This window comes from Luteimonas sp. RIT-PG2_3 (assembly GCF_054902115.1).
In genome coordinates, this window is record NZ_JBUBPF010000012.1 from 83,526 (window position 1) to 108,784 (window position 25,259).

The 25,259-nt window shown below is 68.2% G+C and carries 22 protein-coding genes; 7 read left to right on the plus strand and 15 right to left on the minus strand.

What is annotated here, in order from left to right; translation table 11 throughout:
* The first annotated feature begins 251 nt into the window (after positions 1 to 251).
* Together ACYX7E_RS16295 and ACYX7E_RS16300 are read left to right on the plus strand one after the other, a co-directional pair.
* Positions 252 to 1,451, plus strand: a complete 1,200-nt coding sequence (locus tag ACYX7E_RS16295) for a serine hydrolase domain-containing protein (protein WP_462081653.1) — start codon at positions 252 to 254, stop codon at positions 1,449 to 1,451.
* Complete coding sequence (locus tag ACYX7E_RS16300) at positions 1,448 to 2,683, plus strand: MFS transporter (RefSeq protein ID WP_462081654.1); 1,236 nt, start codon at positions 1,448 to 1,450, stop codon at positions 2,681 to 2,683. Before ACYX7E_RS16295 ends, ACYX7E_RS16300 begins: the two co-directional genes overlap by 4 nt.
* 69 nt (positions 2,684 to 2,752) lie before the next feature.
* Here the strand turns inward: ACYX7E_RS16300 and ACYX7E_RS16305 are convergent, their stop codons facing one another.
* The 6 genes from ACYX7E_RS16305 to ACYX7E_RS16330 form a co-directional block, all read right to left on the minus strand.
* Entirely contained in the window at positions 2,753 to 3,700 is a 948-nt protein-coding gene (locus tag ACYX7E_RS16305; protein WP_462081655.1) for a DMT family transporter, read from the minus strand.
* A 437-nt stretch (positions 3,701 to 4,137) separates the two neighbouring features.
* Complete coding sequence (gene gorA / locus ACYX7E_RS16310; RefSeq protein WP_462081656.1) at positions 4,138 to 5,562, minus strand: glutathione-disulfide reductase; 1,425 nt, start codon at positions 5,560 to 5,562, stop codon at positions 4,138 to 4,140.
* Positions 5,559 to 6,815 carry an NAD(P)/FAD-dependent oxidoreductase gene (locus ACYX7E_RS16315; RefSeq protein ID WP_462081657.1) on the minus strand — a complete coding sequence of 419 codons (1,257 nt, stop codon included), beginning with the start codon at positions 6,813 to 6,815 and terminating at the stop codon, positions 5,559 to 5,561. Before ACYX7E_RS16315 ends, gorA begins: the two co-directional genes overlap by 4 nt.
* 126 nt (positions 6,816 to 6,941) lie before the next feature.
* A complete protein-coding gene (locus tag ACYX7E_RS16320; protein WP_462081658.1) occupies positions 6,942 to 8,210 on the minus strand; it encodes a DUF418 domain-containing protein in 1,269 nt (422 codons plus the stop codon).
* A 286-nt stretch (positions 8,211 to 8,496) separates the two neighbouring features.
* Entirely contained in the window at positions 8,497 to 10,587 is a 2,091-nt protein-coding gene (locus ACYX7E_RS16325) for a serine hydrolase domain-containing protein (RefSeq protein WP_462081659.1), read from the minus strand.
* A 221-nt stretch (positions 10,588 to 10,808) separates the two neighbouring features.
* Positions 10,809 to 11,288: an FKBP-type peptidyl-prolyl cis-trans isomerase gene (locus tag ACYX7E_RS16330; RefSeq protein WP_462081660.1), complete on the minus strand. Its 480-nt coding sequence runs from the start codon at positions 11,286 to 11,288 to the stop codon at positions 10,809 to 10,811.
* Between the two features lie 185 nt (positions 11,289 to 11,473).
* Here ACYX7E_RS16330 and ACYX7E_RS16335 point away from each other — a divergent pair, with 185 nt between their 5' ends.
* Together ACYX7E_RS16335 and ACYX7E_RS16340 are read left to right on the plus strand one after the other, a co-directional pair.
* Positions 11,474 to 12,007: a C40 family peptidase gene (locus tag ACYX7E_RS16335; protein ID WP_462081661.1), complete on the plus strand. Its 534-nt coding sequence runs from the start codon at positions 11,474 to 11,476 to the stop codon at positions 12,005 to 12,007.
* 177 nt (positions 12,008 to 12,184) lie between these two features.
* Positions 12,185 to 12,859: a C40 family peptidase gene (locus ACYX7E_RS16340; RefSeq protein ID WP_462081662.1), complete on the plus strand. Its 675-nt coding sequence runs from the start codon at positions 12,185 to 12,187 to the stop codon at positions 12,857 to 12,859.
* A 1,140-nt stretch (positions 12,860 to 13,999) separates the two neighbouring features.
* Here ACYX7E_RS16340 and ACYX7E_RS16345 read toward each other — a convergent pair.
* Positions 14,000 to 14,593, minus strand: a complete 594-nt coding sequence (locus tag ACYX7E_RS16345; protein ID WP_462081663.1) for an NADPH-dependent FMN reductase — start codon at positions 14,591 to 14,593, stop codon at positions 14,000 to 14,002.
* Positions 14,594 to 14,696: 103 nt separating this feature from the next.
* On the opposite strand from ACYX7E_RS16345, the gene ACYX7E_RS16350 reads away from it, so the two are divergent.
* The 3 genes from ACYX7E_RS16350 to bla all read left to right on the plus strand — a co-directional run bounded on the left by ACYX7E_RS16350 (position 14,697) and on the right by bla (position 17,149).
* The gene (locus ACYX7E_RS16350) at positions 14,697 to 15,113 is read left to right on the plus strand and encodes a hypothetical protein (protein WP_462081664.1); all 417 of its coding nucleotides are present in this window, start codon (positions 14,697 to 14,699) and stop codon (positions 15,111 to 15,113) included.
* Positions 15,114 to 15,252: 139 nt separating this feature from the next.
* The gene (locus tag ACYX7E_RS16355) at positions 15,253 to 16,110 is read left to right on the plus strand and encodes a bile acid:sodium symporter family protein (RefSeq protein WP_462081665.1); all 858 of its coding nucleotides are present in this window, start codon (positions 15,253 to 15,255) and stop codon (positions 16,108 to 16,110) included.
* Positions 16,111 to 16,246: 136 nt separating this feature from the next.
* Positions 16,247 to 17,149 (plus strand): subclass B3 metallo-beta-lactamase, encoded by a 903-nt coding sequence (gene bla, locus ACYX7E_RS16360; RefSeq protein WP_462081666.1) that lies wholly within the window; start codon positions 16,247 to 16,249, stop codon positions 17,147 to 17,149.
* Positions 17,150 to 17,219: 70 nt separating this feature from the next.
* Here the strand turns inward: bla and ACYX7E_RS16365 are convergent, their stop codons facing one another.
* The 8 genes from ACYX7E_RS16365 to ACYX7E_RS16400 form a co-directional block, all read right to left on the minus strand.
* Complete coding sequence (locus tag ACYX7E_RS16365; protein ID WP_462081667.1) at positions 17,220 to 17,795, minus strand: lipocalin family protein; 576 nt, start codon at positions 17,793 to 17,795, stop codon at positions 17,220 to 17,222.
* Positions 17,796 to 17,860: 65 nt separating this feature from the next.
* Complete coding sequence (locus ACYX7E_RS16370) at positions 17,861 to 18,943, minus strand: SAM-dependent methyltransferase (protein ID WP_462081668.1); 1,083 nt, start codon at positions 18,941 to 18,943, stop codon at positions 17,861 to 17,863.
* Positions 18,940 to 19,767, minus strand: coding sequence for a DUF1295 domain-containing protein (locus ACYX7E_RS16375; RefSeq protein ID WP_462081669.1), 828 nt, complete (start codon positions 19,765 to 19,767; stop codon positions 18,940 to 18,942). Before ACYX7E_RS16375 ends, ACYX7E_RS16370 begins: the two co-directional genes overlap by 4 nt.
* A complete protein-coding gene (locus ACYX7E_RS16380) occupies positions 19,764 to 20,339 on the minus strand; it encodes a DUF2878 domain-containing protein (protein WP_462081670.1) in 576 nt (191 codons plus the stop codon). Before ACYX7E_RS16380 ends, ACYX7E_RS16375 begins: the two co-directional genes overlap by 4 nt.
* On the minus strand, positions 20,336 to 21,631 hold the full coding sequence (locus ACYX7E_RS16385; protein ID WP_462081671.1) for a class I SAM-dependent methyltransferase: 1,296 nt from the start codon (positions 21,629 to 21,631) through the stop codon (positions 20,336 to 20,338). Before ACYX7E_RS16385 ends, ACYX7E_RS16380 begins: the two co-directional genes overlap by 4 nt.
* Positions 21,628 to 22,482, minus strand: coding sequence for a DUF1365 domain-containing protein (locus ACYX7E_RS16390; RefSeq protein WP_462081672.1), 855 nt, complete (start codon positions 22,480 to 22,482; stop codon positions 21,628 to 21,630). The genes ACYX7E_RS16385 and ACYX7E_RS16390 overlap by 4 nt, the downstream gene beginning before the upstream one ends.
* A 26-nt stretch (positions 22,483 to 22,508) precedes the next feature.
* A complete protein-coding gene (locus tag ACYX7E_RS16395) occupies positions 22,509 to 23,861 on the minus strand; it encodes an NAD(P)/FAD-dependent oxidoreductase (protein ID WP_462081673.1) in 1,353 nt (450 codons plus the stop codon).
* The gene (locus tag ACYX7E_RS16400; protein ID WP_462081675.1) at positions 23,858 to 24,781 is read right to left on the minus strand and encodes an acyl-CoA desaturase; all 924 of its coding nucleotides are present in this window, start codon (positions 24,779 to 24,781) and stop codon (positions 23,858 to 23,860) included. The genes ACYX7E_RS16395 and ACYX7E_RS16400 overlap by 4 nt, the downstream gene beginning before the upstream one ends.
* Between the last annotated feature and the right edge of the window lie 478 nt (positions 24,782 to 25,259).

The window sequence follows — 25,259 nt, forward strand, 5'->3', positions numbered from 1 at the left end:
GTCCGCACAGCAGGGAACTCTAGACCTCTTTATCCTCAAAGTGTCGGTGGCCATGCTGGCCGTCTCACCTGCGGACTACTTCGATGTCGACACTCCTGCCGCCTTCCCGCCACGCCGGCCCTTCATCCACGTGCCGCGCCCCGGCGTCCAGCGCCCCCGCTGGCACGGAGACCTCCGATGCTGGCGACGCGCCGCTGCGCCTCCGCCGCGAGCTGCTGGCCTCGGCCGGCCTGATCGGGCTGGCGGCCGCCATGCCCCCCGCCCTCGCGACCGCCCCGGTGCTGGAGACGCCTGCGGCGCTTGGTGCCTCGCTCGATGCCGTCATCGAGCAGGCCCTGTCCAGACGTTTGGTCGGCTGTGTCGTGCTGGTCATGCGCGATGGCAAGCCGGTTTACCAACACGCAGCCGGCCTGGCCGATCGCGAAGCCGGGCGGCCGATGCAACTGGACACGCTGTTCCGGTTGGCGTCGGTCAGCAAGCCGATCGTCAGCACCGCCGCACTGGCACTGGTCGCTGCCGGCAGGCTCGAGTTGGATGCCCCGATCCACCGTTGGTTGCCCGACTTCCGGCCAGCCCTTGCCGATGGCCGCGTGCCCGACATCAGCCTGCGCCAGTTGCTGACCCATACCTCCGGGCTGGGCTATCGCTTCCTGGAGTCTGATGGCAATGGCCCGTACGCACGCGCCGGTGTCTCGGACGGTCTCGACCACGTGGGCCTCAGCCTGCAGGACAACCTGCGTCGCCTCGCCAGCGCGCCACTGCTGTTCGCTCCGGGCAGCCAATGGCGCTACTCGCTGGGTATCGACGTCGCCGGGGCCATGATCGAAGCAGCGACCGGGCAGCCTCTGGCCGCCGCCTTGCAGGCGCTGGTCGGTGCGCCGCTGGGCTGGCGCGATACCGGCTTCATCGCGACCGCGCAGGAACGATTGGCCGCGGTCTACATCAACGACGCTCCCCTGCCCCGGCGCATGCATGGGGCGGAGACGATCGCGCCGTTCCCGGACACCGTCGGTATTGCCTTCGATCCGGCGCGTGCCTTCAGCCGTGGCGCGTTCGCATCCGGCGGTGCCGGCATGGTCGGCAGCGCCATCGAATTCCTGCAGTTGCTCGACACGCTGCGCCAAGGCGGCGCCGGGTTATTGCCGCCTGCGGTCGTCGAGGACATGGCGCGCAACCAGACCGGCGACCTCGGACCTCCGGACATGCCGGGAACCGGTTTCGGCCTTGGCTTCTCGGTGCTTCACGATCCTGCTGCGGCCAGATCGCCCGAGTCCGCAGGGACCTGGCGATGGGGCGGCGCCTACGGACATGCCTGGTTCGTCGATCGTGCCCGCGGGATCAGTGTGGTGGCTTTGACCAACACCTTGTACGAAGGCATGTCCGGCGCATTCGTCGGCGACGTACGGGATGCGATCTACGCAAGCCTGTCCGCGCGCGAGGCATCGCGATGAGCGCCGACTGCGGTGCGCTGCCACGTGCTGCAGGATCGGCTGCTCCAACATCGGGTGCTGCAGCATTGGGCGCAGCCCCTTCCCAGCAGGCCCGCCTGCCATGGACCGGCCTGCTGGCCCTGGCCGCCGGTGGATTCATCACCATCCTGACCGAAGCCTTGCCGGCAGGTCTGCTGCCGCAGATCGGGGCGGGCCTGGGCGTGTCCGAAGCCTGGGCCGGGCAACTGGTCAGCGTCTATGCCCTGGGGTCGTTGCTGACCGCGATCCCGCTGACGGCCGCGACCCGCGCGTGGCCGCGCCGGCGCCTGCTGCTGTGCGCGATCGCCGGCTTCATCCTCGCCAACACGATCACCGCGCTGTCGCCGCACTACGGACTGACCCTGGTCGCGCGTTTCCTTGCCGGCATCAGCGCCGGCCTGTTGTGGGCCCTGGTGGCCGGCTACGCGGCGCGCATGGTCGCGCCGGAACAGGCCGGTCGTGCGATCGCGGTGGCGATGGTCGGAACGCCGCTGGCGTTGTCGCTCGGCATTCCCGCCGGCGCCGTCATTGGACAGATGATCGGCTGGCGCTGGACCTTCGGCCTGATGTCCGTGCTCAGCGTGCTGTTGCTGCTGCTCGCGCGCCGCGTGCTGCCGGAATTCCCCGGCCAGCACGGCGACGCCAGTCGGGGCATCGGTGGCGTCCTGCGTATTCCCGGCGTGGCGATCGTGCTGGCGACCCTGTTCGCCTTCGTGCTCGCGCACAACCTGCTGTACACCTACATCGCACCGTTCGCGCAACACGTGGGATTGGCCGGCCAGGTCGACCGCCTGTTGCTGACGTTCGGCCTGGCATCGCTGGTCGGCATCGGCCTGGTCGGGCTGCGCGTGGATCGATGGCTGCGCGGGCTGACGATCGCCACGGTCGTGCTGTTCCTGCTGGCCACGCTGGCATTGGCGGTGGCAAGCCAGCATCCGTGGGTCGTCTACCTGGCCTGCATCGTCTGGGGACTGGCCTTCGGTGGCTCGCCGACGCTGTTCCAGGCCGCGTCGGCGAAGGCGGCCGGGGACGCAGTGGACATCGCGCAGTCGATGATCGTCACGTCTTGGAATCTCGCGATCGCCGGCGGCGGCATCATCGGCGGCCTGCTGCTGGGCGGCGTGGGCACGCGTGCGTTGCCGGCGATGATGCTGGTATTGATTTCGGTCGCACTGGTCATCGTGCTCGCAACGCGGCGACATGGCTTCCGCTGAGGCACGGACTGCCGCAGACGGCGCCGACACCTTGCAGACACGGGACAGCCATGCGTACCGCGACCGAGGTCAGCTGCGCTGGCGCACCCGGCTGACCAGCAACACGCCGGTCATCACCAACGCGGTCCCCGCGACCTGCCAGGCGCCCATCGGCTCGTGCAGGATCAGCAGACTCAGCAGGATCGTCGAAACCGGTCCGACCATGCCGATCTGCGCAGCCAGCGATGAGCCGATCCGGGACACGCCCAGCATCACCGCCAGCACCGGGAACACCGTGCAGACGGTGCCGTTGAGCAGCGACAGCCAGTGCACCTGCACCGGCAGTTCGAACAGGCTCGCGGCCGGTCGCAGCAGCAGGAACTGCGCGATGCACAGCACGCTGGCAACGATGCTCGCATAGGCGGTCAGGCGCACCGCGCCGATCCGGCCGACGACTTCGCCGCTGCCATACAGGTAGATCGCGTACGACAGCGCGCTGGCGAACACCAACGCGCTGCCGGTCAGGATGCCGGCGCCACCGATCTGCAGGTCATGGCCGAAGGCCAGCAGCACGCCCGCATAGCTGATCGCCAGCGCGACCAGTTGCAGGCGGCTCGGCCGGCGACGCGCGAATACCACGCCGATCAACAGCACCAGGGTCGGGGTCAGGTACAGGATCAGCCGTTCCAGCGTGGCGGTGATGTAGGCCAGCCCGGCGAAGTCGAGGAAGCTGGCGAGGTAGTAACCGAACACGCCCAGCAGCAGGATCCGCCAACGGTCCGCATGGAGCAGCGGTTGCGCGCGGCGCGCGGCCCAGATCCCCATCAGCACGAAGAACGGCAACGCCACCAGCATCCGCAGCGCCAGCAGGGTCACCGCATCGACGCCGTAGCGATAGCCGAGCTTGACGATGATCGCCTTGCCCGAGAACGCGATCGCCCCGATACCGGCCAGCAGCACGCCATACAGGTCCAGGCGGTGCGACGGAGCCACAGGTGCGGGTGGCGGCACCTGCTCCTGCACGCGTAGCGCGCTCATCGGGCCACCGCGCGACGACGTGCGAGGGCGTCTGAAGCCGGCGATGCCGGGCAGGAACAATAAAGAACGTGCATGGCGTTGATTGTAAGGGCTGTCGTGCCAGACCCATGCAGTGCAGCTCATGTTGCTGATGCCGCGACTGCGCCCCGCCGCATGCCGCGCGAACCTGTCCCGTCCCCGTGCGGCGTAGTCGCGCCGCGGCCCTCAGAACCTGTCCACGATCTGTCGCGAGCGTAGCCAGGTGGTGCGTGGTGTGCATGCCAGTGAAGAGCAGGCAGAAAGCGCAGTGTACGTGCGGCACATGAGCATTTGTGGCCACCCTCCGTGGTGGCCACCCTTCGGGCCATCGCTGGCGCGATGTCAAGAACCGCTCCTGGCGGTTCTTTCGAGCACCGCACGCGCCAGATGGCAAGCGCAACAAAAGCGTGAACAGGTTCTCAGCCCATCAGCACCACTTCCTCGGCGCTGGTCGGATGGATCGCCACGGTGTCGTGCAGGTCGGCCAGCGTAATGCCGCGCTTGAGCGCGACCGCGAAGCCTTGGATGATCTCGTCGGCACCGTCGCCCATCAGGTGGATGCCGACCACGCGCTGGTCCTGCGCCTGCGCGCGGTCGCCGACGCAGACCAGCTTGAACAGGCTCTGCTGCGGCGAATCGGCCAGTGCCGACAGCATCGGCCGGAACGTGGTCGTGTAGACCTGCACCGCATCGCCATATTGCTTGCGCGCCTGCGCTTCGGTCAGGCCGACCATGCCCAGCGGCGGGTGCGCGAAGATCGCGGTGGCGATGTTGTCGTAGTCCAGGCGCGCGCCGGCCTTGCCGCCGAACAGGCGGTCCATCAGGCGACGCGCCGCGGCGATCGCGACCGGCGTCAGGGTCACCTGCCCGGTGACATCGCCGACCGCGTGCACGCTGGCGACGCTGGTGTCCTGGTAGGCATCGACCACGACATTGCCACGCGCGTCGAGCGCCACGCCCGCCTCTTCCAGGCCGATGCCCCAGGTATTGGCATTGCGGCCGATCGCGAACAGCACGGCGTCGTACCCCTCATGACGACTGCCATCGTCGGCGACCAGGCGGATGCGTTGCGCGTCGTCGCGTTCCAGCGCGGCCAACGAATAACCGAACGACAGGCCGACGCCCTGGTGCCGATAGGCCTGCACCAGGTGCTCGCCGAGATCGGCATCGACCAGGCTCAGCAGGCCCTGTCCGCGCACGAACACATCCACGCGGCTGCCCAGTGCCTGCAGCACGCCTGCCAGCTCGACCGAGATATATCCGCCACCGATCAACGCGACCCGCGCGGGCGCGTCGCACCAGTTGAAGAAATCGTCGGACACGCTGCCCAGCGCCGCGCCCGGGATCTCCGGTCGCTGCGGCTGCGAGCCGGTTGCGAGCAGCACATGCCGCGCGGTGATGCGCGTGCCGTCGTCGGTATCGACGGTATGAGGGTCATGCAGGCGTCCGCGCGTGGGCAGCAGCACGACACCGGCCGCATCGAGCCGGCGGCGATAGCTGGCGTGGATGTTGCCGATGTAGCGCTGGCGGTCGGTGATGAAGGCGGGCCAGTCGAAGCGCGGTGCGGCCGGGACATCGAAGCCCAGGCGCGAGGCCATCGCGATCTGCCCGCCCAGCGCCGATGCGAGCCACATCGCCTTCTTCGGCACGCAGCCGACGTTGACGCAGGTGCCGCCCAGTTCGCCGGGTTCGAGCAGGACCACGCGCGCGCCATGCTGCGCCGCCCGGAACGCCGCCGCCAGACCGCCGGAACCGCCGCCAAGCACGACCAGGTCGACATCGAGCGTCGCACCGTTGTCGCCGGCCTCGCCTGCGGGGGGGAGCTGTGCATCGGGTCGGTTCATGCGAAACGCTCCATCGCGTAAGGGGCGGGATCGAGATGCGGCGTCTTTCCCGTCATCAACTCATCGAGCAGGCGCGCGGTGGCGACGCTCATGCTGACTCCCATCATGCCGTGCCCGGTGGCCAGCCACAGGCGATCTCGACCGGGCATGCGCCCGATGATCGGCAGGTCGTCCCAGGTCAGCGGACGCCAGCCGAACCACTCTTCGCGCTTCTCCGCACCGACCGGGGCGTGCAGGTACTCGCCGGCACCGCGCTCGAGCGCGGCCAGGCGGCGTGGGGTCAGGTGGGTGTCGTAACCGGAGAACTCCATCGTGCTGCCCAGTCGATAGCCGCTGTCCCAGGTGGTCACGCAGATGCTGCGCTCGAACAGCACGATCGGCTGCCGCGGCGCGGGCTGCGGCCGGCTGTAGGTGATCGAATAGCCCTTGCCCGGTTGGATCGCCCGCCCCAGCGCGCGCAATCCCAGCGCCCTGCCTAGCGGACCCGACCAGGCACCGGTGGCGATGACCACGTCGCGCGCGGAAAAGCGACGCCCACCGGCGGCGACCTCGCTGCGCTCGCGCGATTCGGTGATCGCATCGACCGGGCACTGCTCGACGATCTCGCCACCGAGCTGGCGCACCACGCGCGCCAGTTCGGCGACATAGTGGTCCGGACGCAGCCGGGCATCGCCGGGAAACCGCACCGCGCCGACCAGTCCTTCGCGCAGCGCCGGTTCGACCTGCAGGTAGGCCGGCCCGTCCATCGGCTCGGAGACGATGCCCAGTTCCGCCAGCGCCGGCAGGTCGCGGCAATAACGTTCGAATTTCTGCGGATCGCGGAAGACATAGGCAAAGCCTTCCTCGGCGAACGCGCAGTCGAGCTGGTAGCGCGACACCAACGCTGGGAACGCTGCGCGCGATGCCTGCAGGATGCGCCCCTTGGCCAGCATCGCGGCATGCCAGTCGCGACGGTTGCAGCGCGACGCGAAACGCAGCATCCACGCCCACAGCGCCGGATCGATGCGCGGCTTGACGTAGAACGGTGCATCGGGCGTCAGCATCCAGCGCAGGGCCTTGCCGATCGTGCCCGGCGCGGCCAGCGGCGACGCGTGACTGGGCGTCAGCGTGCCGCAGTTGCCATGCGAGCTGCCGGCGCCGATGCGGGTGGCTTCGAGCACGCGGACGCTGCGTCCGGATTCGAGCAGGGACACCGCGCTCGCAAGCCCGACCACGCCCGCGCCGATGATGATGACGTCAGTGGAGGATTCCATCACCACAGTGTAGCGATCCGGCGCGCCCGGTTTCGCGCTTCGACCCGCCGGTTTGCGCCGTCATGGGGATCGCAGCATTCCGTCCATGCGTCCGTTGCCGGGGGCGGCTTGATCCCACTGTCCGCGCTAGCGCGTTCGCATCGGCGGCCTCACGCCATGGCTCCACCAGCGCCACAGCCATTCCACCGGGCCGAGCCGATGCCGCGACAGCCACCAGTGGCTCGCCAGCACCTGCAGCGCGAACACCAGCAGCACCAGCAACACCTGCTCCGCGCGTCCTAACTGTCCCCACGCACCGGCGCCGTAACCATAGAACAGGCTCGACGCCAACAGCGACTGCAGCAGGTAGTTGCTCAGCGCCATGCGCCCGGCCGGCGCCAGCCAGCGCAGCACGCGTGCGAGCGCCTGCGACTGGAAGGCGAGGACGAACAGCGCCAGGTAGGCCAGCGCCAGCGGCAGGCTGGCCGCCATCTTCACGGCGGTGGCGATCGTCGCCTGGCCAAGCTGCGCCGGACTGAAGCGGGTGCCCAGCGCGAGCGCGCCGACCTCCATCGCGATCCCCAGCGGCAATGCGATGGCGGCCAGCCGGATGAAGAAGCCGCGATGCCGGCCAATATCGTCAATCCGGCCGCTGGCCACCAGCCAGTTGCCGATCAGGAATACGCCCAGGGCCATCGGAATCGACAGCCAGATGGCCTGCAGCACCAACAGAAAATCCTGCAGGCGCTGCAGGCTGACGGCCAGGAAATCGCCTTGCGCGTAACGATCGGCGGCCCGGGTCGCGTCGGCCATGCTCTCGTCGATGACCGACGCCAGCGCGGCGCCGTCGATCGACGCCATCGCCAGCATCAGCCCGCCCACCGCCAGCATCATCACGGCGGCGGCGGCATACAGGGCGGTGCCGACGCCGGCCTGCAGCCCAGGCGACAGCCCGCGCATGCCCAGCAACAACAACCCGGCCAGCGCATACAGATGCAGGATGTCGCCTGGCCACAACAGCACCGCGTGCGCCAGGCCCAGCACCAGCAGCATCGCGCAGCGGCGCTTGAACATCCGGCGGAAGCCACGGCCATCGTCGGCCGACGGTCCCGGTCGACGCGCCATCAACGCGAAGCCGATGCCGAACAGCAGCGCGAACAACACCCAGAACTTGCCCTGCACCAGTACTTGCACCAGCCACGCGGCGCGGTAATCCCAACCGGTGGCGTCGGCAGGAACGCCGAGCGCCATCTCCTGCATCGGCCGGCTGAACCACTCGATGTTCATCAGGAAGATGCCGAGCAACGCGAAACCACGCAGCGCATCCAGCACCGGCAAGCGTTGCGCTGGCGGCAGCGACGACAGCGCCGGCGACCCCGGATCTGGCAAGCCGGTGCCGTTGCCGGCATCAGGCAACGGCGGCAAACCGCCGCGCGTCGCCTGCGGCGATCGGGTCAGAACCTGTTCACGGTCTGTCGCGAGCGCAGTCAGATGGCGCGTGGAGGACACAGTAGTGAGCAGCGGGCAGGAATCGCAGTGTACGTGCCTATCAATCAACATGTTCATGAGCATTTGGGGCCACCCTCCGTGGTGGCCACCCTTCGGGCCATCGCTGGCGCGATGTCAAGAACCGCTCCATGCGGTTCTTTCGAGCACCGCACGCGCGTCAGCTGGCAAGCACGGCAAGATCGTGAACAGGTTCTCAGAGTTTCCAGCCGACGAAATTCCAGGCCCACAACGACCACGCGGCCAACGCGAACACCGCCACAACGACCAGGTGTCGCGACTTGCGCCAGAAGCCCCAGCCGCGCGCGCGCAGGAACGGCCACAGCAGCAGGATGTTGACCAGGCTCAGCAGCATCAACAGCGGCGCGGTCCACAGCAGCACGGGCAGGAACACGCCGGGATAGCCGTAGAACACCGCGGTCTCATCGCCGGTCGCGCGCTTCAGATAGACCAGCACGGCGACCACCCAGGCCAGCCAGGCGAAGGCGCTGACATACAGCCAGAACGCGGCACGGCGTGCGGCCGGTGCAACCTGCTCGCGACGGCCGCGACGCAGCCACGCGCCGACCAGCACCAGCAGCGCGAGCACGCCGGTCACGGTCAGCAGCAGCAACCAGTTGTCGAGCACCGACAAGGTCTGCACGCGGGTGAACGCGTTGTGGCCGAGCGCACTGGCATAGCCGGTGATCTCGCCCTTGTCGTTCTCGAAGAAGCTGATCCGTCCCTGCCCTTCGGCTTCGCGGAACACCAGCCCGCCTTCGGGGATCCAGCGCGAGCTTTCGCCATTGCTGGTGATGACCAGGCTCTGGTCGTCGGCCGCCGCGACGTCCTGCGTCGTCGACAGGAACACCTTCTCGGCACTGCGATGGTTGCTGCGGTCGCTGTTGTACTTGCCGACGAAGCGGCTGGCGTCGAAGCCTGCCGGCACTGCCGGCACCGCCGCGGCGCGCGCGTTCTCGAAATAGCGCTCGAGGATCAGGCCCGCGAACTGGCCGGCGAAGCGACGGCCAGTATCGGTGTTGGTGGAGATGAAGATGCCCACGCCCAGCTCGGGCGCCACCGTCATGCCCGAATGGAACCAGCTGGTCGCACCGCCGTGGCCCAGCGTTTCGACCTGGCCATAGCGGGTGTTGAAGAACCCGTACGAGAAGCCGCTGACTTCCTTGGCGTTGCGGAACAGCGGCGGCGAGCGCAGCCGCGCATATTCGGCCGGCGTCAGCACCTGGGTGCCGTCGAGTTCGCCGCCGCGCAGCAGCATGCGCATGTAGCGGCCCATGTCCGCAGCCGTGCTCGACGCGCCGCCGACCGGACCGACCTGGGCGATATACTCGAACACCTGCGGCTTGTAGCCGCCACCGCCGCGCTTGAAGCCCTGCGACCAGCGGCCGGTGAAGGCCGCGCCCGCGTTGCGCGAATCGCTGTCGCTGAGCGGCTCGCGGAACGTCGTCGAGGTCATCTGCATCGGCGCGAACAGTTCGCGCTCGACCAGGGTGTCGAAATCGGTGCCGTTGAGATGCGCGACCAGCACGCCGAGCAGCGCGAGCGAGTAGTTGGAGTACACCGCGCGGGTGCCGGGCTCGCGTACGCGCGCCGGCCGGTGCTGCTGGATGTACTGCTCCAGGCTGGTGACGCGGTCGGCACGGTCGACGAACAGGTGTCCCATCGCCGAGTCTTCATAGCCAGCGGTATGCGTGAACAGGTGCCGCACCAGCACTGGCGGATAGCCGTCGTCCGGCACCTGCAGGTCGGCCGGCAGGTAGGCGTTGAGCGGCTTCTCGAGATCGAGCTTGCCGGCCTCGACCAGTTTCAGGCCCAGCAGGTAGGTAAAGGTCTTGGAGATCGACGCGATCCGGAACAGCGTCTGCGACGGATCCACCGGAGTCGTCGGCGACACTCCGGCCACGCCATAGCCGCGCAGCAGCAACGGCCCCTGGCGGTCGACGATCGAGACGGTGACGCCGGCGATCTTGTCGCGCAGCATCGCGGCCTGGATCAGGCCATCGGCATAGGCCGAGAGGTCGGCGGCATCGATCGCGCGCGGCTCCGGCGCGGCGGCCGGATCGGTCGCGGCCAGGGGAGACGTCGCTGCGGACGGCGCGGTCGTGGATGGCGCTGTCGCAGGCGGCGTGCTGGAAGGCGCGGTCGTTGGCGGCGCGCTTGTGGGCGCTGTGCTCGCAGGCGCGGCAACCGGCGGCGGAACGGTCGCGGCCTCCTGGGCGGCGACCGGCATCCCGGCGAAGAGACAGCACGACAACACGGCCGCATACGCGGCATTGAGCAGGCGCATGATGATCTGGATCCCCGGAGAGCTCCGGGGATTACATCACAGCCGTCGCCGTTGCGGCAGCGTCGGCGGGCAATCGCGCGTCATCGACGCCACAGGGAGGACGGGCCGATGGCCACCTCCCTTCAAAACACTGGCCGTTTACGGGCGTTGGCGAGCAGTCGCGGCGTCCGGCCGGCCATTGCCGACGACCCTTCGCGCGGCACGAGCCCGGAGCATGGGACTTAGTGCTGGTGTCCGCCGTCGCCGTGGACGTGACCGTGTTCGATTTCTTCGGCCGAGGCTTCGCGCACATCGACGATCTCGATCTCGAAGCGCAGGTCCTTGCCGGCCATCGGGTGGTTGAGGTCGACATCGACGACGCTGACGCCGACCTTCTCGATGGTGACCGCACGCGGGCCGAAGTTGGTGTTGAGCACGACCTGCATGCCCGGCGCCAGGCGCTGTTCGCCGAAGTGCTTCTTGGGCACGCGCTGGCTCAGACCTTCGCGACGCTCGCCATAGGCATCGGCCGCGGTGACGTCGACGCTGAAGGTGTCGCCGGCTTCATGGCCTTCGAGCGCCTTGTCGAGGCCCGGGATGATGTTGCCGTGGCCGGCCAGAATCACCAGCGGGTCGCGACCCTGCGAAGTCTCCATGGCCTCCTGGCCCGCTTCGGCAACGCTGTAGTGGAAACGGACGACGCGGTCTTTCTCGATCTTCATGGATGGTTCCGGCTTCATGGAGGATGACGTGAGTAACGGGAGGATGCGCCCGGCATCGAATCGCTTGTCGGGTGCAGCAAGCTTGGGCAGGATGCCGGGGTGAATATTCCCCTGCGTGCCACCAGAACTGCCCATTATCCGGTCTTCGCGGCCGCAACGCCAAACCCGCCCCCCGCATCGCCCGGGTGTCGGCCAGGCGCAGCGCCTTGAAGCTGGCCCTGCCGCTGCTGGCCGCCCTGGCCCTGGCCGCCTGCGGACGGCCGGACGTGCGCCCCTCGCCGAAGCCGTCCGCCCCGACCACCGGCGCCAGCCAGTGGCCGGTCGTTGCCCCGTCCGACCCCGCCGCCGCCAATGCGGTGCTGATGCGGGCCATCAGCCTGGTCGGCACGCCTTATCGGTATGGCGGCAATACCCCCGAGGGCGGCTTCGACTGCAGCGGCCTGGTCAACTACGTGTTCCGCGACATGCTCGACCTGCGCCTGCCCCGAACCTCCCGCGACCTGGCGGCCTACCAGGGCCCGAAGATCGATCCGAACCAGCTCAGCACCGCCGACCTGGTGTTCTTCGGCAGCGGCGGCCAGGTCACCCATGTCGGCATCTATGTCGGCGAAGGCCGTTTCGTGCATGCCCCGAGCACCGGTGGCACGGTCCGGCTGGACCACCTGGACGGCAATTACTGGAAGACCCGCTACAGCGGGGCAAAGCGCGTCCTGCGCTGATCCTGGCGGGCCGGTCGGCGCCTTGGCCCCACAGGTCTGCGCCCGGCGTGTTTTGGGCATCCGTTCACAAAATGTGAATCAAATCACGGGCTTGTGTTCACGCGAGGCACACATTTTTAACACTTCGATGTCCGGGCTTGGGCAGAATCGCCCGGTTCCCAAGGATTTCACGCCCGCATGACACAGCGCATTCTTCGACCCGGCCGCAGCGGCAAACTCTCTTCCACGGCCAGTCGAAGTGTCATCCCGGTCCTGTGTGCCTGCCTGCTCGGCCTCGCCGCGCCGGCTGCGATGGCCGCCAGTCCCGGCCTCGCCGGAGACTCCGCCGACCAGCTGCCTGCTGCTGTTTCCGTGACCCAGACGCTGACCGCCCCGGCGGTGCAATTGCCCGAGCGTCGGATGCTGTCGGTCAAGGATGTCGAACTGCTGATCGCGGCCAAGGCCGACGAGCCTGTGGTCGTCGAAGGTCGTGTGCAGTCGATGCTCAAACGTGCGCTGACCCTGCTCGGTACACCGTACCGCTGGGGCGGCAACTCCCCGGACAGTGGATTCGACTGCAGTGGCCTGGTCGGTTACGTGTTCCGCACCGCGCTCGGCATCGAGCTGCCGCGGGTATCGCGCGACATGGCCCGCGACGGCGAGAGCGTCGATCGCAGCGCGCTGTCGGCCGGCGACCTGGTGTTCTTCAGCCGCCGCGGCCGCAACGTCGACCACGTCGGTATCTACATCGGCGAAGGCCGCTTCCTGCACGCGCCGCGCACCGGCAAGGACGTAATGGTTTCCGAGCTCGATACGGGCTACTGGAGCCAGAAGTTCATGCAGGCCCGCCGCGTTGCCGGCATGGGTAGCTGACGCAGCCGCGTCGCTGCCACCGCTGCAAGCCAAGGCCGCCCCAGGGCGGCCTTTTCTTTGGGCGCTTCGCCGGCCTGGGGTCTCTCAGATCTGCCGCAACTGATCCCGGATGGCGGGAAGGCAGAGAAGCAGATTCGCTGAATCCGGACTTGCAGCGGTCGCGGGCTGCGGCTGCTCTTCCCTCGGTCCGGGCATCCTGCCCTGACTCGGGCGCACGCCATCCATGGCGTGCTCGGCGCAGCCTCCGCCCAACCCGCCACTGCCGCGAGCGTCACGACTGCGGCTTCGGCAAGGTGTATCCCATCGAAGACCTCGGCCCATCCGCCCTCAGTGCGTCGCCTCGGCCGGGGATTGCGGAGAGCGGGCCATGGATGGCCCGCGGCGGCGAGTCAGCCATGGGTGAGCAGGGGTTTGCTTGCGCGGCACTGCCGCGCAGCCCGGCGTGCTGCGCCGGGCCGGACCGGGCCGCGTAGCGGCACGGGCTGACCGAGCCGAGGAGTAATCCCTGGACGGGGCGCTGCGGCTTCCGAAGCCGACAATGTGTCTGCTTTGCTTCGCTGAGAAGAGAAAAAGGCAAAAGCCGGGCCGTCGGCGCTGGATTTGCAGCAGCGTGTCGGGCTGCGGTTGCTCTTCCCTCGGTCAGGGCATCCTGCCCTGACTCGGGCGCACGCCATCCATGGCGTGCTTGGCGCAACCTCCGCCCGCCCCGTCACTGCCGCGAGCGTCAGGATTGCGGCGTCGGCAGGTCTTTGGCACTTGCCTTCGCCGTCGAAGATATGGGTCCATCCAACATCAGTGCGCCACCTCGGCCTGGGATTGCGGAGAGCGGGCCATGGATGGCCCGCGGCGGCGAGTCAGCCATGGATGGCTGACCGAGCCGAGCAGCAATCCCCGGACGGGGCGGCGCGGCTTCCGGAGCCGATAGCGCATCTGCTTTGCTTCGCTTGGAAGAGAGAAAGTGCGAAAGCCGTATCGCCGGCGTGGGATCTGCAACGGCGGGATCGCGGCGTCGGCAGGCCTTCAGCGCATGTCCTCGCCGTCGAAGACATCGGCTCATCCGCCATCAGAGCGGCGCGGCTTCCGAAGCCGACAACGCTTCTGCCTCTCGCGGAAGTGCGTTTGCCGGAGGCTCTATCGCGATCAGCCCGCCGCCGGCTTGCGCAGCGCCGCCAGCCCCGCCACGGCCGCACCGACCGCCAGCACCGAAGCCTTCATCCTTTCATCCGTCAGCACGCCGGTGTCGGGCAGGCGTTCGGCCGCCGTCCCGACCGCGACCTGCTCAGGCACCACCAGCAGACCGAACTTAGACAGCGCGTCACGCAGCACCAGCAACGAGCGCAGTCCGCCCAAGGGCCCCGGCGACGCCGAAACGATCCCCGCCACCTTGCCCTTGAACAGCAGCGTGCCGGACCTCCCGTCGGCCATCGGCCGCGAGATCCAGTCCAGCGTGTTCTTGACCAGCGCCGGCATCGAACCGTTGTACTCGGGCGTACTGATCAGCAGACCGTCGTGTTCCCCCAGCAACTGCTGCAGCGCCAACACCGCCGCCGGCATCCCCGCCGCCTCGACGTCCCCGTCGTAGACCGGCAACGCATAGTCGCGCAGGTCGATCAGCGTGACCACCGCACCGGCCGCGCGCGCGCCATCGGCAAGGATCGGAATCAGCCGGCGATTGAACGATGCCGAACGCAGGCTGCCGGCGAACGCCAGCAGTCTCGGGGAAGGAAGGGACATGCCGGTCTCCGCAACAGGGGACCCGATCATAAGGCCCGGACGGTCTTGCGGGAGGACGGGGCGCAGGCCATGCTGCGCGCGTCGGCACTTCCCGGAGGCTCCCATGCTACGCACCGTGTTGGCCATACTGGCCGGACTGCTGGTCGCGATCGTGCTGATGCTCGCCATCGAATGGCTCGGCATGACCCTGTTTCCCCTGCCACCGGGGACGTCATTGCAGACTGAAGAAGACTTGGTCCGCCTGATGGACACCGCACCTGCCGCCAAACTCGCACTGGTGCTGCTGGGCTGGTGCATCGCCAGCGTTGCCGGCAGCTGGGTCGCCGCACGGATCGCCCGCCAGCACCGTCGCGTCGCCGCCCTCGCCGTGGGCGCGCTGATCCTGTGCGGCGTCGTGCTCAACGTCGCCAGCCTGCCGCATCCGATGTGGATGACCGTCGCAGGCCTGGCCCTGCCGCTGCCGCTGGCATGGCTGGGCGGACGACTCGCCGGCGCGCAATCGCCGCGCGCCGCAGGTTGATCGCACACAGCAGCATCGCGTCACCGCGGGCGTTCGGGTATCGGGCGTGCATCACTGACGCCTCCGGATGCGCGCGTTCGACGTGCGCACCGACCGAGCCTGCTACCCTCGCGCATCACATCCCCGGGGAGGGACCTGGATGAATGCTTCGCTGCTGACCAACCTGCTGCTGCCGCTCGCGCTCGGCATCATCATGCTGGGCCTGGGACTGGGCCTGACGATCGAGGATTTCAAACGTGTCGCGCGCTATCCGCGTGCGGTGCTGATCGGCCTGTTCCTGCAGATCGGCGTGCTGCCATGGGCCGCCTTCGGCCTGGCCCTGCTGTTCAAGCTGCCGGCGGAACTGGCCGTGGGCCTGATGCTGCTGGCCGCCTCGCCGGGCGGCGCCACCGCGAACATCTACAGCCACCTCGCGCGCGGCGATGTCGCGCTCAACATCACGCTGACCGCCGTCAACAGCGTGCTGTGCCTGCTGACACTGCCGATCATCCTCAACCTGTCGCTCGAGTACTTCCTCGGTGCCGGCCAGTACGTGCCGCCCCCGGTGCAGAAGATCGTCGAGGTCGCCACCATCATCCTGTTGCCGGTCGCGATCGGCATGCTGGTCCGCTCCCGCGCGCCGGCCTTCGCCGAACGCATGGAGAAACCGATCCGGCTGCTCTCCGTGGTCGTGCTTGCATTGCTGATCGTGGCCGCCGTGGCCGGCGAGTGGCAGACGCTGCTGTCGTTCTTCGCCGCCGTCGGGGTGGCCTGCCTGCTGTTCAACCTGGTCAGCATGGGCAGCGGCTACCTTGCGCCGCTGGCGTTGAAGCTGCCGCGCCGGCAGGCCACCGCGATCGCGATGGAGATCGGCATCCACAACGGCACGCTGGCGATCTACATCGCGCTGAATGTGCTGGGCAACGCCACGATGTCGATCCCGGCCGCCCTGTACAGCCTGATGATGTTCTTCACCGCGGCCGTATTCGCGTTCTGGCTGAACCGCCACAAGGACTGACGATTCAACAGCGCATCGAGGCCTGCGCAGGGCGAGCCTCTAAGCCAAGACAGGCCGAACACGACGATCCGCACTTGTCCTGCGCGTCGGTGCGTCGACAATGGGCGACCACCCGCCCGCCCCACGGATCGCGCCGATGCCTTCACTGCCGCGCCTCGCCCTGCCCGCCGCGCTCGCGCTGGCCGTAACACCCGCACTGTTGAGCGCGAGCGCTCCCTCGCACGCCACCGACGCCGTGCTGCCGCAACTGGAGGCCTATACCGTCGAGGAACGCTGGCGCCAGCCGATCGAACCCTTCCAGATCGCCGACCACAGCTGGCAGATCGGCACCGCCGGACTGACCGCGCTGCTGGTGGTCACCGACGCCGGCGCCGTGCTGATCGACGGCGGCATGCCGCAGGCGGCGGGCATGCTGCTCGAACACATGCGCAAGCTCGGCGTCGCACCCGCGGACCTGAAGCTGCTGCTGTCGAGCCATGCCCATGCCGACCATGCCGGCCCACTGGCCGAACTCAAGCGTCGCACCGGCGCGCAGGTGGTGACCAATGCCGAATCGGCGGCGCTGTTCACACGCGGCGGCAGCGACGACCTGCACTTCGGCGATGCTATCGTCTATCCGCCGGTTCAGGCCGACCAGCTGATCCAGGATGGCGAAACCGTGTCGCTGGGCGGCATCATCTTTACCGCGCATTTCGTGCCCGGGCATACGCCCGGCAGCCTCGCCTGGACCTGGACCGATACCCGCGAGCGCAAGCCGCTGCGCATCGCCTATGTCGACAGCCTGACCGCGCCGGGCTACCAACTGCTGGCCAATCCGCGCTACCCGGGCATCGTCGAGGATTTCCGCAACAGCTTCGCCACCGTGCGCGACCTGCCCTGCGACCTGCTGCTGACGCCGCACCCGGCCGCCAGCGGCTGGAACTACGCCGACCGCCGCGCCGCCAGCCATGCGCCGATCGACTGCCCCACCTATGCCGAACGCGCCGGGCGTCAGCTCGATCAGCAGATCGAGGAACAACGCGCAAAGTCGTCGCACTGAGGCGCCAGCGGGCTTGGGTGCGGGCGGGCTGACATTCGCGCGCCGGTCACCGCATGCCGGCACTGTCGTCTCAGGGCGTCGGCGTGGCTTGCGGTGCGGCGGCAGACTGCGGCACCCGCCGGATCTTGCCGAGGTCGTAGCCCAGCGCGCGGATACGCTCCATGTGCGCTGCATAGTCGGCCTCGGGGATCGACGGCGTACGCGCCATCAGCCAGACGTAGTCGCGCTTGCTGCGCCCGACGATCGTCTGCTGGTACTGGTCGTCGACGTAGACGATCACGTACTCGGCCTTGATCGGCCAGACGAACTGCATGCCCCAGATCGCGTTGTTGGTGCCCTCGCGCACGGTCCCGACCGGATGCATGGTCTTGAGCTTGCTGTCCAAGCCGCCGTCGCGATAACGGAACGTGGTCTGGATATTGCCGTCCTCGCGCAGCGCATAGGTTTCGACGGAATCGAAGGCCTCGCGTTCGATCCGGGTCGGGATCTGCGCGATGACGTACCAGTCGCCCATGAAGCGCTGCACGTCGACATGGTCGACCGGGGGAATCTGCTTCACGTTGCCGCCTCCGCATGCCGCGAGCATGCCGGTGGCGATGCCCGCGAGGATCAGGCCAGCGACGAAGCGCCGGGTTGGGATGGCCATGGCATACCTCCTGCTGTGAACATGGTGTCGACCGAGGTTGCGGGTCGGCGGGTCGCGGATTCCGATCAGGCGTCGCGCGCGAAACGGTAATGCGCCACCAGCCACTGCTGGCCGCCGTCATAGCCGAACAGTTCCGCGCACGACATCCAGAACATGCGCCAGCGCTGGAACCACAACCGGGCACCTGCCTCCCCGTAGGCCTGCTGCAACACGTGCATCACCGCATCGCGATTACGCTCCTGGTTGGCCAGCCAATGATTGGACGTGCGCTCGTAGTGCGTGCCGTCGAGCAGCCAGCGATGTTGCAGGGACAGCGCGTCGCCCTGGAAATGCAACAGGGTGTCGGCGGCCGGCATCAATCCGCCGGTAAAGAAATGCCGGCCCATCCAGTTGTCCTCGCCGGCCGTTTCGTAGGGATACATCAGCGTGCGGTGCGCAAAGATATGCACGAACAGCTGCCCACCCGGTCGCAGCCAAGCACCGATGCACTGCATCAGGGTCTGGTAGTTGCGCATGTGCTCGAACATCTCGATCGACACGCAGCGATCGAACGCACTCGCCTCCAGCTCGAGCTGATTGACATCGCGGGTCAGCACGCGGACGTTCGCCAGCCCGCGCTCGCGGCACTGGCGCTCGATGTGCTCGCGCTGCGGCCGCGAATTCGACACCGCGGTGATGCGTGCATTCGGCAGTCGCTCGGCCATCCACAGCGTCAGCGATCCCCAGCCGCAGCCCAGCTCCAGGATGTCCTGCCCATCGACCAGCTGCGCGCGCTCGACGTACAGCGCCAGCATCGCCTCCTCGGCCTGGTCCAGCGTCTCGCCGCCGGTCGGGTAATAGCAGCTGCTGTACTTGAAACGCGCACCCAGGCAGTTCGCGAAGAACGCCGGTGGCAGTTCATAGTGCTGCGCGTTGGCGGCATCGGTGTGGATCGCCAGTGGGCTGCTGCGCAGGGAGTGCAACAGCGCGTCGTAGCGCCGGGACTGCGCCTCGATGCCGCCGGCATGTTCCTCGGCCAAGCGTTGTTCGCACAGGCGCCGGATGCCCAGCCGCAGCAACGCATCCGGGACCAGTCCGCGCTCGGCCATGCCGAGCAGGCCTGCGGCGGGGGTGTCGTGCGCAAGTTCGGTGGCAGCCATCGTCGTCATCGGGTCGGTCCTTGTCTGGGAGGAGGCGTCCCAGGCGGGCCTGCGCGGTCGGGCGCGGCATCCTTGGGCCACCACGGGAACAGCATCGGCGTGCGCTGCTGGTAATCGCGATAGTCGTCGCCACGCGTGCGCAGCGCCTGCTGTTCGGTGTACGGGATACCGCTGATGTAGCGCAGGAACAGGTACATCACCATCGGGCCGGCCAACGACCACCAGAACAGCGGCGAGCCGATCGCCAGCACGACATAGCTCAGCCAGTGCAGCCATTCGAAGAAATAGTTCGGATGCCGCGAGTACTTCCACAGCCCGCTGCGGCAGGTCCGGCCCTTGTTGGCGGGGTCGGCCCGGAAGCGCGCGAGCTGGCGATCGGCGATGGCTTCGCCGCCGACGCTCAGCAACCAGATCGCAACCGCCGCCGGCCACCATGGCGACGCCGCCGGCGTCGCCGCCACCGCGACGAACGGCACCGCGAACAACACGATCAGCAGCGCCTGCGCCTGGAAGAACAGGAAGAACTTGCCCTGGTGCCCCTGCCAGTGTTCGCGCAGATGGCGGTAGCGACCATCCTCGTCCTCGCCGCGCACGCGCCGCCACAGATGCGAGGCCAGGCGCAGACCCCACAGCGCGCCGAGCACGCCCAGCAGCCATCGCGGCAAACTTGCGCCGGCGCCAAGCACGGCCAGCACCATGGCCGCGCCACCGACACCCGCCGCCCAGATCACGTCGACGATGCCGGCGTTGTCGCGCATTTTCTGCCACCACCAGCCGGCGCTCATCGCCAACGCGGCCAGCCCCCAGACCACGATCAGACCCGACCAGCTCATGGCAGCGCTCCCGCCGATGTGGATGTGGATGTCGATGGCGGATCGCCGATCTTCGGGACGTGGCCCTGCCAGCGTCGCGCGCAGCTCGCCAGCACCGGCAATGCGATCCCCCAGCCCAGCGCGAGCCAGCCCAGTCCCTGCCACGCGGGCGGCGCGAACGTGACCGCGGCGAATCCACGCTCGGCGCCCAGATAGGCCAGCGGGCCACCGATCGCGCCCAGCGCGGACGCCAGCAGACGATGCCGTTGCAGCACCGCCATCGACGACAGCAACGTGGTCGCGAAAGCGCACCACAGCGCCAGGATCCACAGCGGCGCAAAGCCCGGCCAAGGCCGGGCGGCCGCATACCAGGCCCAGCCACTGGCCGCCAGCACACCATCGACGATCGCACCGCACAGCAGGGCCACCGCGCACAGCCGCAGCAGCGTAGACCGCGTCGACGAGGCCAGCCATTCCGCGGTCACGAACACGCCGGCCGCCAGCACGCCGGCCCAGGCCATCCCGCGCCCGGCGCCGATGACCGCGCACCACCAGACCAGCTGGTAGCCGATCAGGTTGCTCCAGAACCTCATGCCGGCAGCACCGTCGACAACGAGGCGCTGCGGCCCGGCAGCGTCGACGTGGCGCTGCGCTGGTGGCCGGGCTTGCCCATCAGCATCTGCACCACGCCGATCGAACGCTCGCGGAAGCCGCCCTCGCAGTAGGCCAGGTAGAACTCCCACATACGCACGAAGCGTTCGTCGAAGCCCTGTGCCCGGACCTCGTCGCGACGCACCATGAAGCGTTCGCGCCAGGCCTGCAGGGTCTGCGCATACGACGGGCCGAAATCCTCCAGCTGGCGCAGTTGCAGGTCGCTGGCGCGGGCCTTGGCCTGGATCATCGCCGCCACCGACGGGATGAAGCTGCCGGGGAAGATGAAGCGTTTGATGAAGTCGACCGAATCGCGCGCCTGTGCGTAACGGTGGTCTTCGATCGTGATCGCCTGCACCAGCGCCGCGCCGTCGTCCTCGAGCAGACTGCCGAGCTTGCCGAAATAGGTTTCCAGATATTGCGCGCCGATCGCCTCGACCATCTCGATCGACACCAGCTTGTCGTAACGCCCTTCGAGGTCGCGATAGTCCTGGAGCAGCAGGGTCACCCGATCCTGCAGGCCGGCCTCGGCGACGCGACGGCTGGCCAGCGCATGCTGCTCGCGCGAGATCGTGGTGGTGGTCACGTGGCAGCCATGGTGGCGCGCCGCGTGCAGTGCGAAGCCGCCCCAGCCGGTACCGATCTCGATGACGCGATCGCCCGGCACCAGTTCGAGCACCTGGCAGATGCGATCGAGCTTGCGCATCGAAGCGGCTTCCAGGGTGTCGCCGGGGTCGGCATATAGCGCCGACGAGTACATCAGGTCGGGCGACAGAAACAGCGAGAAGAAATCGTTGCCGAGGTCGTAATGCGCGGCGATGTTGCGGCGGCTGCCGTTGCGGGTATTGCGACGCAGCGCGTTCCATCCGCGCAGGGCCATGCCGCCCGCCCGCGCGAGGCCGCTCTCGAGACAGTCGAGCAGCGCCCGGTTGCGCACCAGCAGCCGTACCAGGCCGACCAGGTCGCTGCAGCGCCACAGGCCATCCATATAGGCCTCGCCGGCGCCGACCGTACCGCTGGCAGCGACCATGCGATAGAACGCCGGATCCTCGACGTGGACGTGGACCACGTCGGCGCCCGTCGTCGGCGAGCCGAACGACATCCGGCCCAATGCATCGCTGACCTCAAGTGCACCACCCTGCAGGTCGGCGAACTGGTCGAGCAGTCGACTGCGCAGCCAGCGATCGAGGCTGCCGAACGCCGGTCGGGTGTCATGGGCGGCGATCTGGTTCATGAGGGTGTCCGTGATGTTGCGGGATGGTCGTGGACCGGGTTGCGCTTGAGCCAGAGCTTCAGGGCCTGCCAATGGATCGCGCCGACAACCTGTGCGGTCATCGCCGGATAGCGCCACAGCACGCGCGCCAGCGAGCGGCCATCCAGCGGTTGCCGTTGCAGCGTCAACGTGGCGTCGAACTCGGGCTTGCCGTCGTGCAGGACGTCCATATGCACATGCAGGTCCTCAACCGGCGGCGTGAAGCGCCAGCGGTAGCCGCGTGCCATGGCCATGAACGGCGAGACATGGAACTGCTTGTCGAAGTCCCATTGCAGCGCGCGGCCGAGGCGTGTCGCTGTCTCCACCGGCAGTACGTAGGCATGTCGCTCGCGCCACGGCGTGTTGGTGATCTCGGCAACGATGCAGTCGAGCGTGCGGCCGTCGGCGCGGTAGCAGTAGTAGAAGCTGACCGGGTTGAAGACTAGGCCGACATAGCGCAGATGGGTCAGCAGGCGGATCGGCCCGAGCGGCCTGCGACCGATGCTGGCCTGCACGCGATCGCGCACGGCGTCCGCGAGGGGAACGTCGGCGGGCCCGAGATAGTCGCTGCGCTGGAAGCGCGCGATATTGGGCCGGCGGCTCGACCACAGCCAGCGCGACCTGAAGACCTCGTCGATCTCATCAAGGTCCAGCCACAGCTGCGCCATGCGGTAGGTGAACGCATGCGGATGCGGTGAATGCCGACGATGCCGGACGACGCCCTCGTAGACGGCGCTGGACAGCGGCGCGGGCGCGGTATCTGCCACGGCGGCGTCAACGGCACCCGTGACAGCAGCAGCCGTACCAGCGGCATCGACAGCCAAATCGGCCATTGCATCAGGTCGGGCGGACGGAAGGCTCATGCCGGCGCGTGTCGCGCGGACTCCTGACTGGGGAGCGTGCAGGCTGGCAGGACGGACGTCGCGGCGATGTCCACACCATGCCGCGCCGGCGGGGCTGCCGATATGCCGCGTGCATGCATCGCATCGACAACCTGGGTGGCGCTGCGGATGCCATCCTCATGGAAGCCCCAACCCCAGTACGCGCCCGCGAACCAAGTGCGGCGATGCCCCTGGATCTCCGGCCTGCGCTGCTGCGCGGCGACCATCGCGGCGTCGTACACCGGATGCGCATAGGACATGCGGCGCAGGATCTTCGCCGGGTCGATGGCATCGCTGCGATTCAGCGTTACGATGAAGGGCTCGGGTGAGTCGATGCCCTGCAGCAGGTTCATCCAGTAGCTGACCGTGCACGGCGTCTCAGGGTCGCGCGGCACATGTGCGTTCCAGGCCGCCCAGGCCTTGCGGTTGCGCGGCAGCACGCTGGCGTCGGTATGCAGCACGGTGTCGTTGTGCTGGTAGCGGATCGCACCCAGCACCTCACGCTCGGTGGCGTCGGCGTCGGCCAGCAAGGCCAGTGCCTGGTCGCTGTGGCAGGCCAGCACGATCTGGTCGAAGCGTTGCTCGCCACCATCGACATGGACGACAACGCCATCAGCCTCGCGACGCACGCTGCGCACCGGCGTCGACAGGCGCACGTCGACCGACCACAGCCGCTGCAGCGCTTCGACATAGGTCCTGGAGCCGCCGGTGACCACGCGCCACGGGGGCCGTCCGGTCAGCTGCAGCATGTGGTGGTTGGCCATGAACTGCACGAGGTAGCGCGCCGGGAAATCGAGTACGCGACGCGATGGCGACGACCACAGCGCCGATGCCATCGGCACGATGTGCTCGTCGCGAAAGGCGTCGCCATAGCCGTTTTCGTGCAGGTAGTCGCCGAGCGAGGGGCCGGCGTCGGCAGACTGCAGCAGGACCGGCGCCTGCCGGTAGAAACGCGCGAGGTCGCGCAGCATGCCGAGGAACCGCGGCGACACCAGGTTGCGGCGCTGGCAGAACAGGCCATCGAGCGAGGTCGCGTTGTACTCGACGCCGCTGACATCGCTGTGCATCGAGAAGCTCATCGTCGTCGGTTGCGAGGCGACGCCCAGTGCGTCGAACAGCCGACTCAGCAGCGGATAGTGATCGGGGTTGAAGACGATGAAGCCGCTGTCGACGGCGTACTCGCGATCGGCCTGCACGATCGTATGGGTGTGGGTATGGCCGCCGAGATAGTCGTTGGCCTCGAACAGCACCACATCGTGCGTGCGCGACAGCGACAACGCCGAGGCGAGGCCGGCGATCCCGGAACCGACGACGGCGATGCGCCCGCTCATGCCTTGGCCTTGGCGTGCACCCACGCCGGGATCGGCTTGAGGTCGCTGACCAGGTGCAGGACGGCCATCGCGCGCAAGCCATACCAGGTCAGGTCGATCTCCCACCAGCGGAAGCCCTGGCGCACGGTACCGGGGAAGAAGTGATGGTTGTTGTGCCAGCCCTCGCCGAAGGTCAACAGTGCCAGCCAGAGGTTGTTGCGGCTGTCGTCGCCGGTCTCGAAGCGCTGGCTGCCGTAGCGGTGCGACAGCGAGTTGATGGTCACGGTGGCGTGGAACAGCACGGTGGTCGAGATGAAGAAGCCCCAGACGAGCATCTGCCAGCCGTTGGTGCCCAGCGAAGGCGCGAGGCGTTCAAGCAGCGCGCCCAATCCGAACAGGGCCATCGCCAGCAAGACCGGCACGAGGGTGTCGTAGCGGTCGAGCCAGCGCAGTTCGCGGAACTTCGCGAGGTCGGGGATGCGGTCCCAGTCGGTGCGGAAGCCGTTGCGGGTCAGGAACCAGCCCATGTGACTCCACCAGAAGCCATGCACAGTCGGCGAGTGCGGGTCGCGCTCGGTTTCGGTATGGCGATGGTGGTTGCGATGATGTGCTGCCCACCACAGGGGGCCGCGCTGCGCGCAGGATGCGCCGATCAATGCGAACACGAACTGCAGCGCGCGCGAGGTGCGGAAGGTGCGATGCGAGAAGTAGCGATGGTAGAAGCCCGTCAGCGCGAACATGCGGAGGGCGTAGAGCGCGACGGCGACACCGATGGCGACCGGTGAGACGCCGACCCAGAACACCGCCACGCAGGCCAGGTGCATGGCGATGAAAGGCGCCGCGCGCAGCCAGTCGATACGATCGCCGGATGCGGGGTCCCCGCCATCGGCGGTGGCTGGCGCGCTGGTGTCAAACGCGCTGGTATCAAACCAGCGCCCGATCGCCGCCCACAGACCGCGCAGGCGCGCGCCGATCGGTCGGATGCGGGCGGTGGACTGCGACATTGCTTGCTCCGCGGTGGCCAGGGTACTGGCGACAGATACGGATGGAGCGGGCGTCCGGATGCAGGGGGGCGGAAAATTTCGAGCTCTTCGCCGACCGGGGGGAAGTTTTACGGTTCGGGTCCAGGCGGGGCGTGGTCGGCTCCGGGAGCCGGGTCGGCCCGGAATCGGGTCGGCCGAGGTCTTCGAGGGAGGCTGCGTCGGTAACTTTCTCGACACCGCAGCCCGCAACCGCTGTACGTCTAGCACCGGCGTTCCGGCTTGGGCCTTTTTCTCGCAAGTGAAGCAAAGCGGACACGTTGTCGGCTTCGGAAGCTGCGCCGCCCCTTCCAGGGCTTGCTGCTCGGCTCGGTCAGCCCGTGCCGCTGCGCGGCCCGGTCCGGCCCGGCGAAGCACGCCGGGCGTTCGCAGGGGCTGC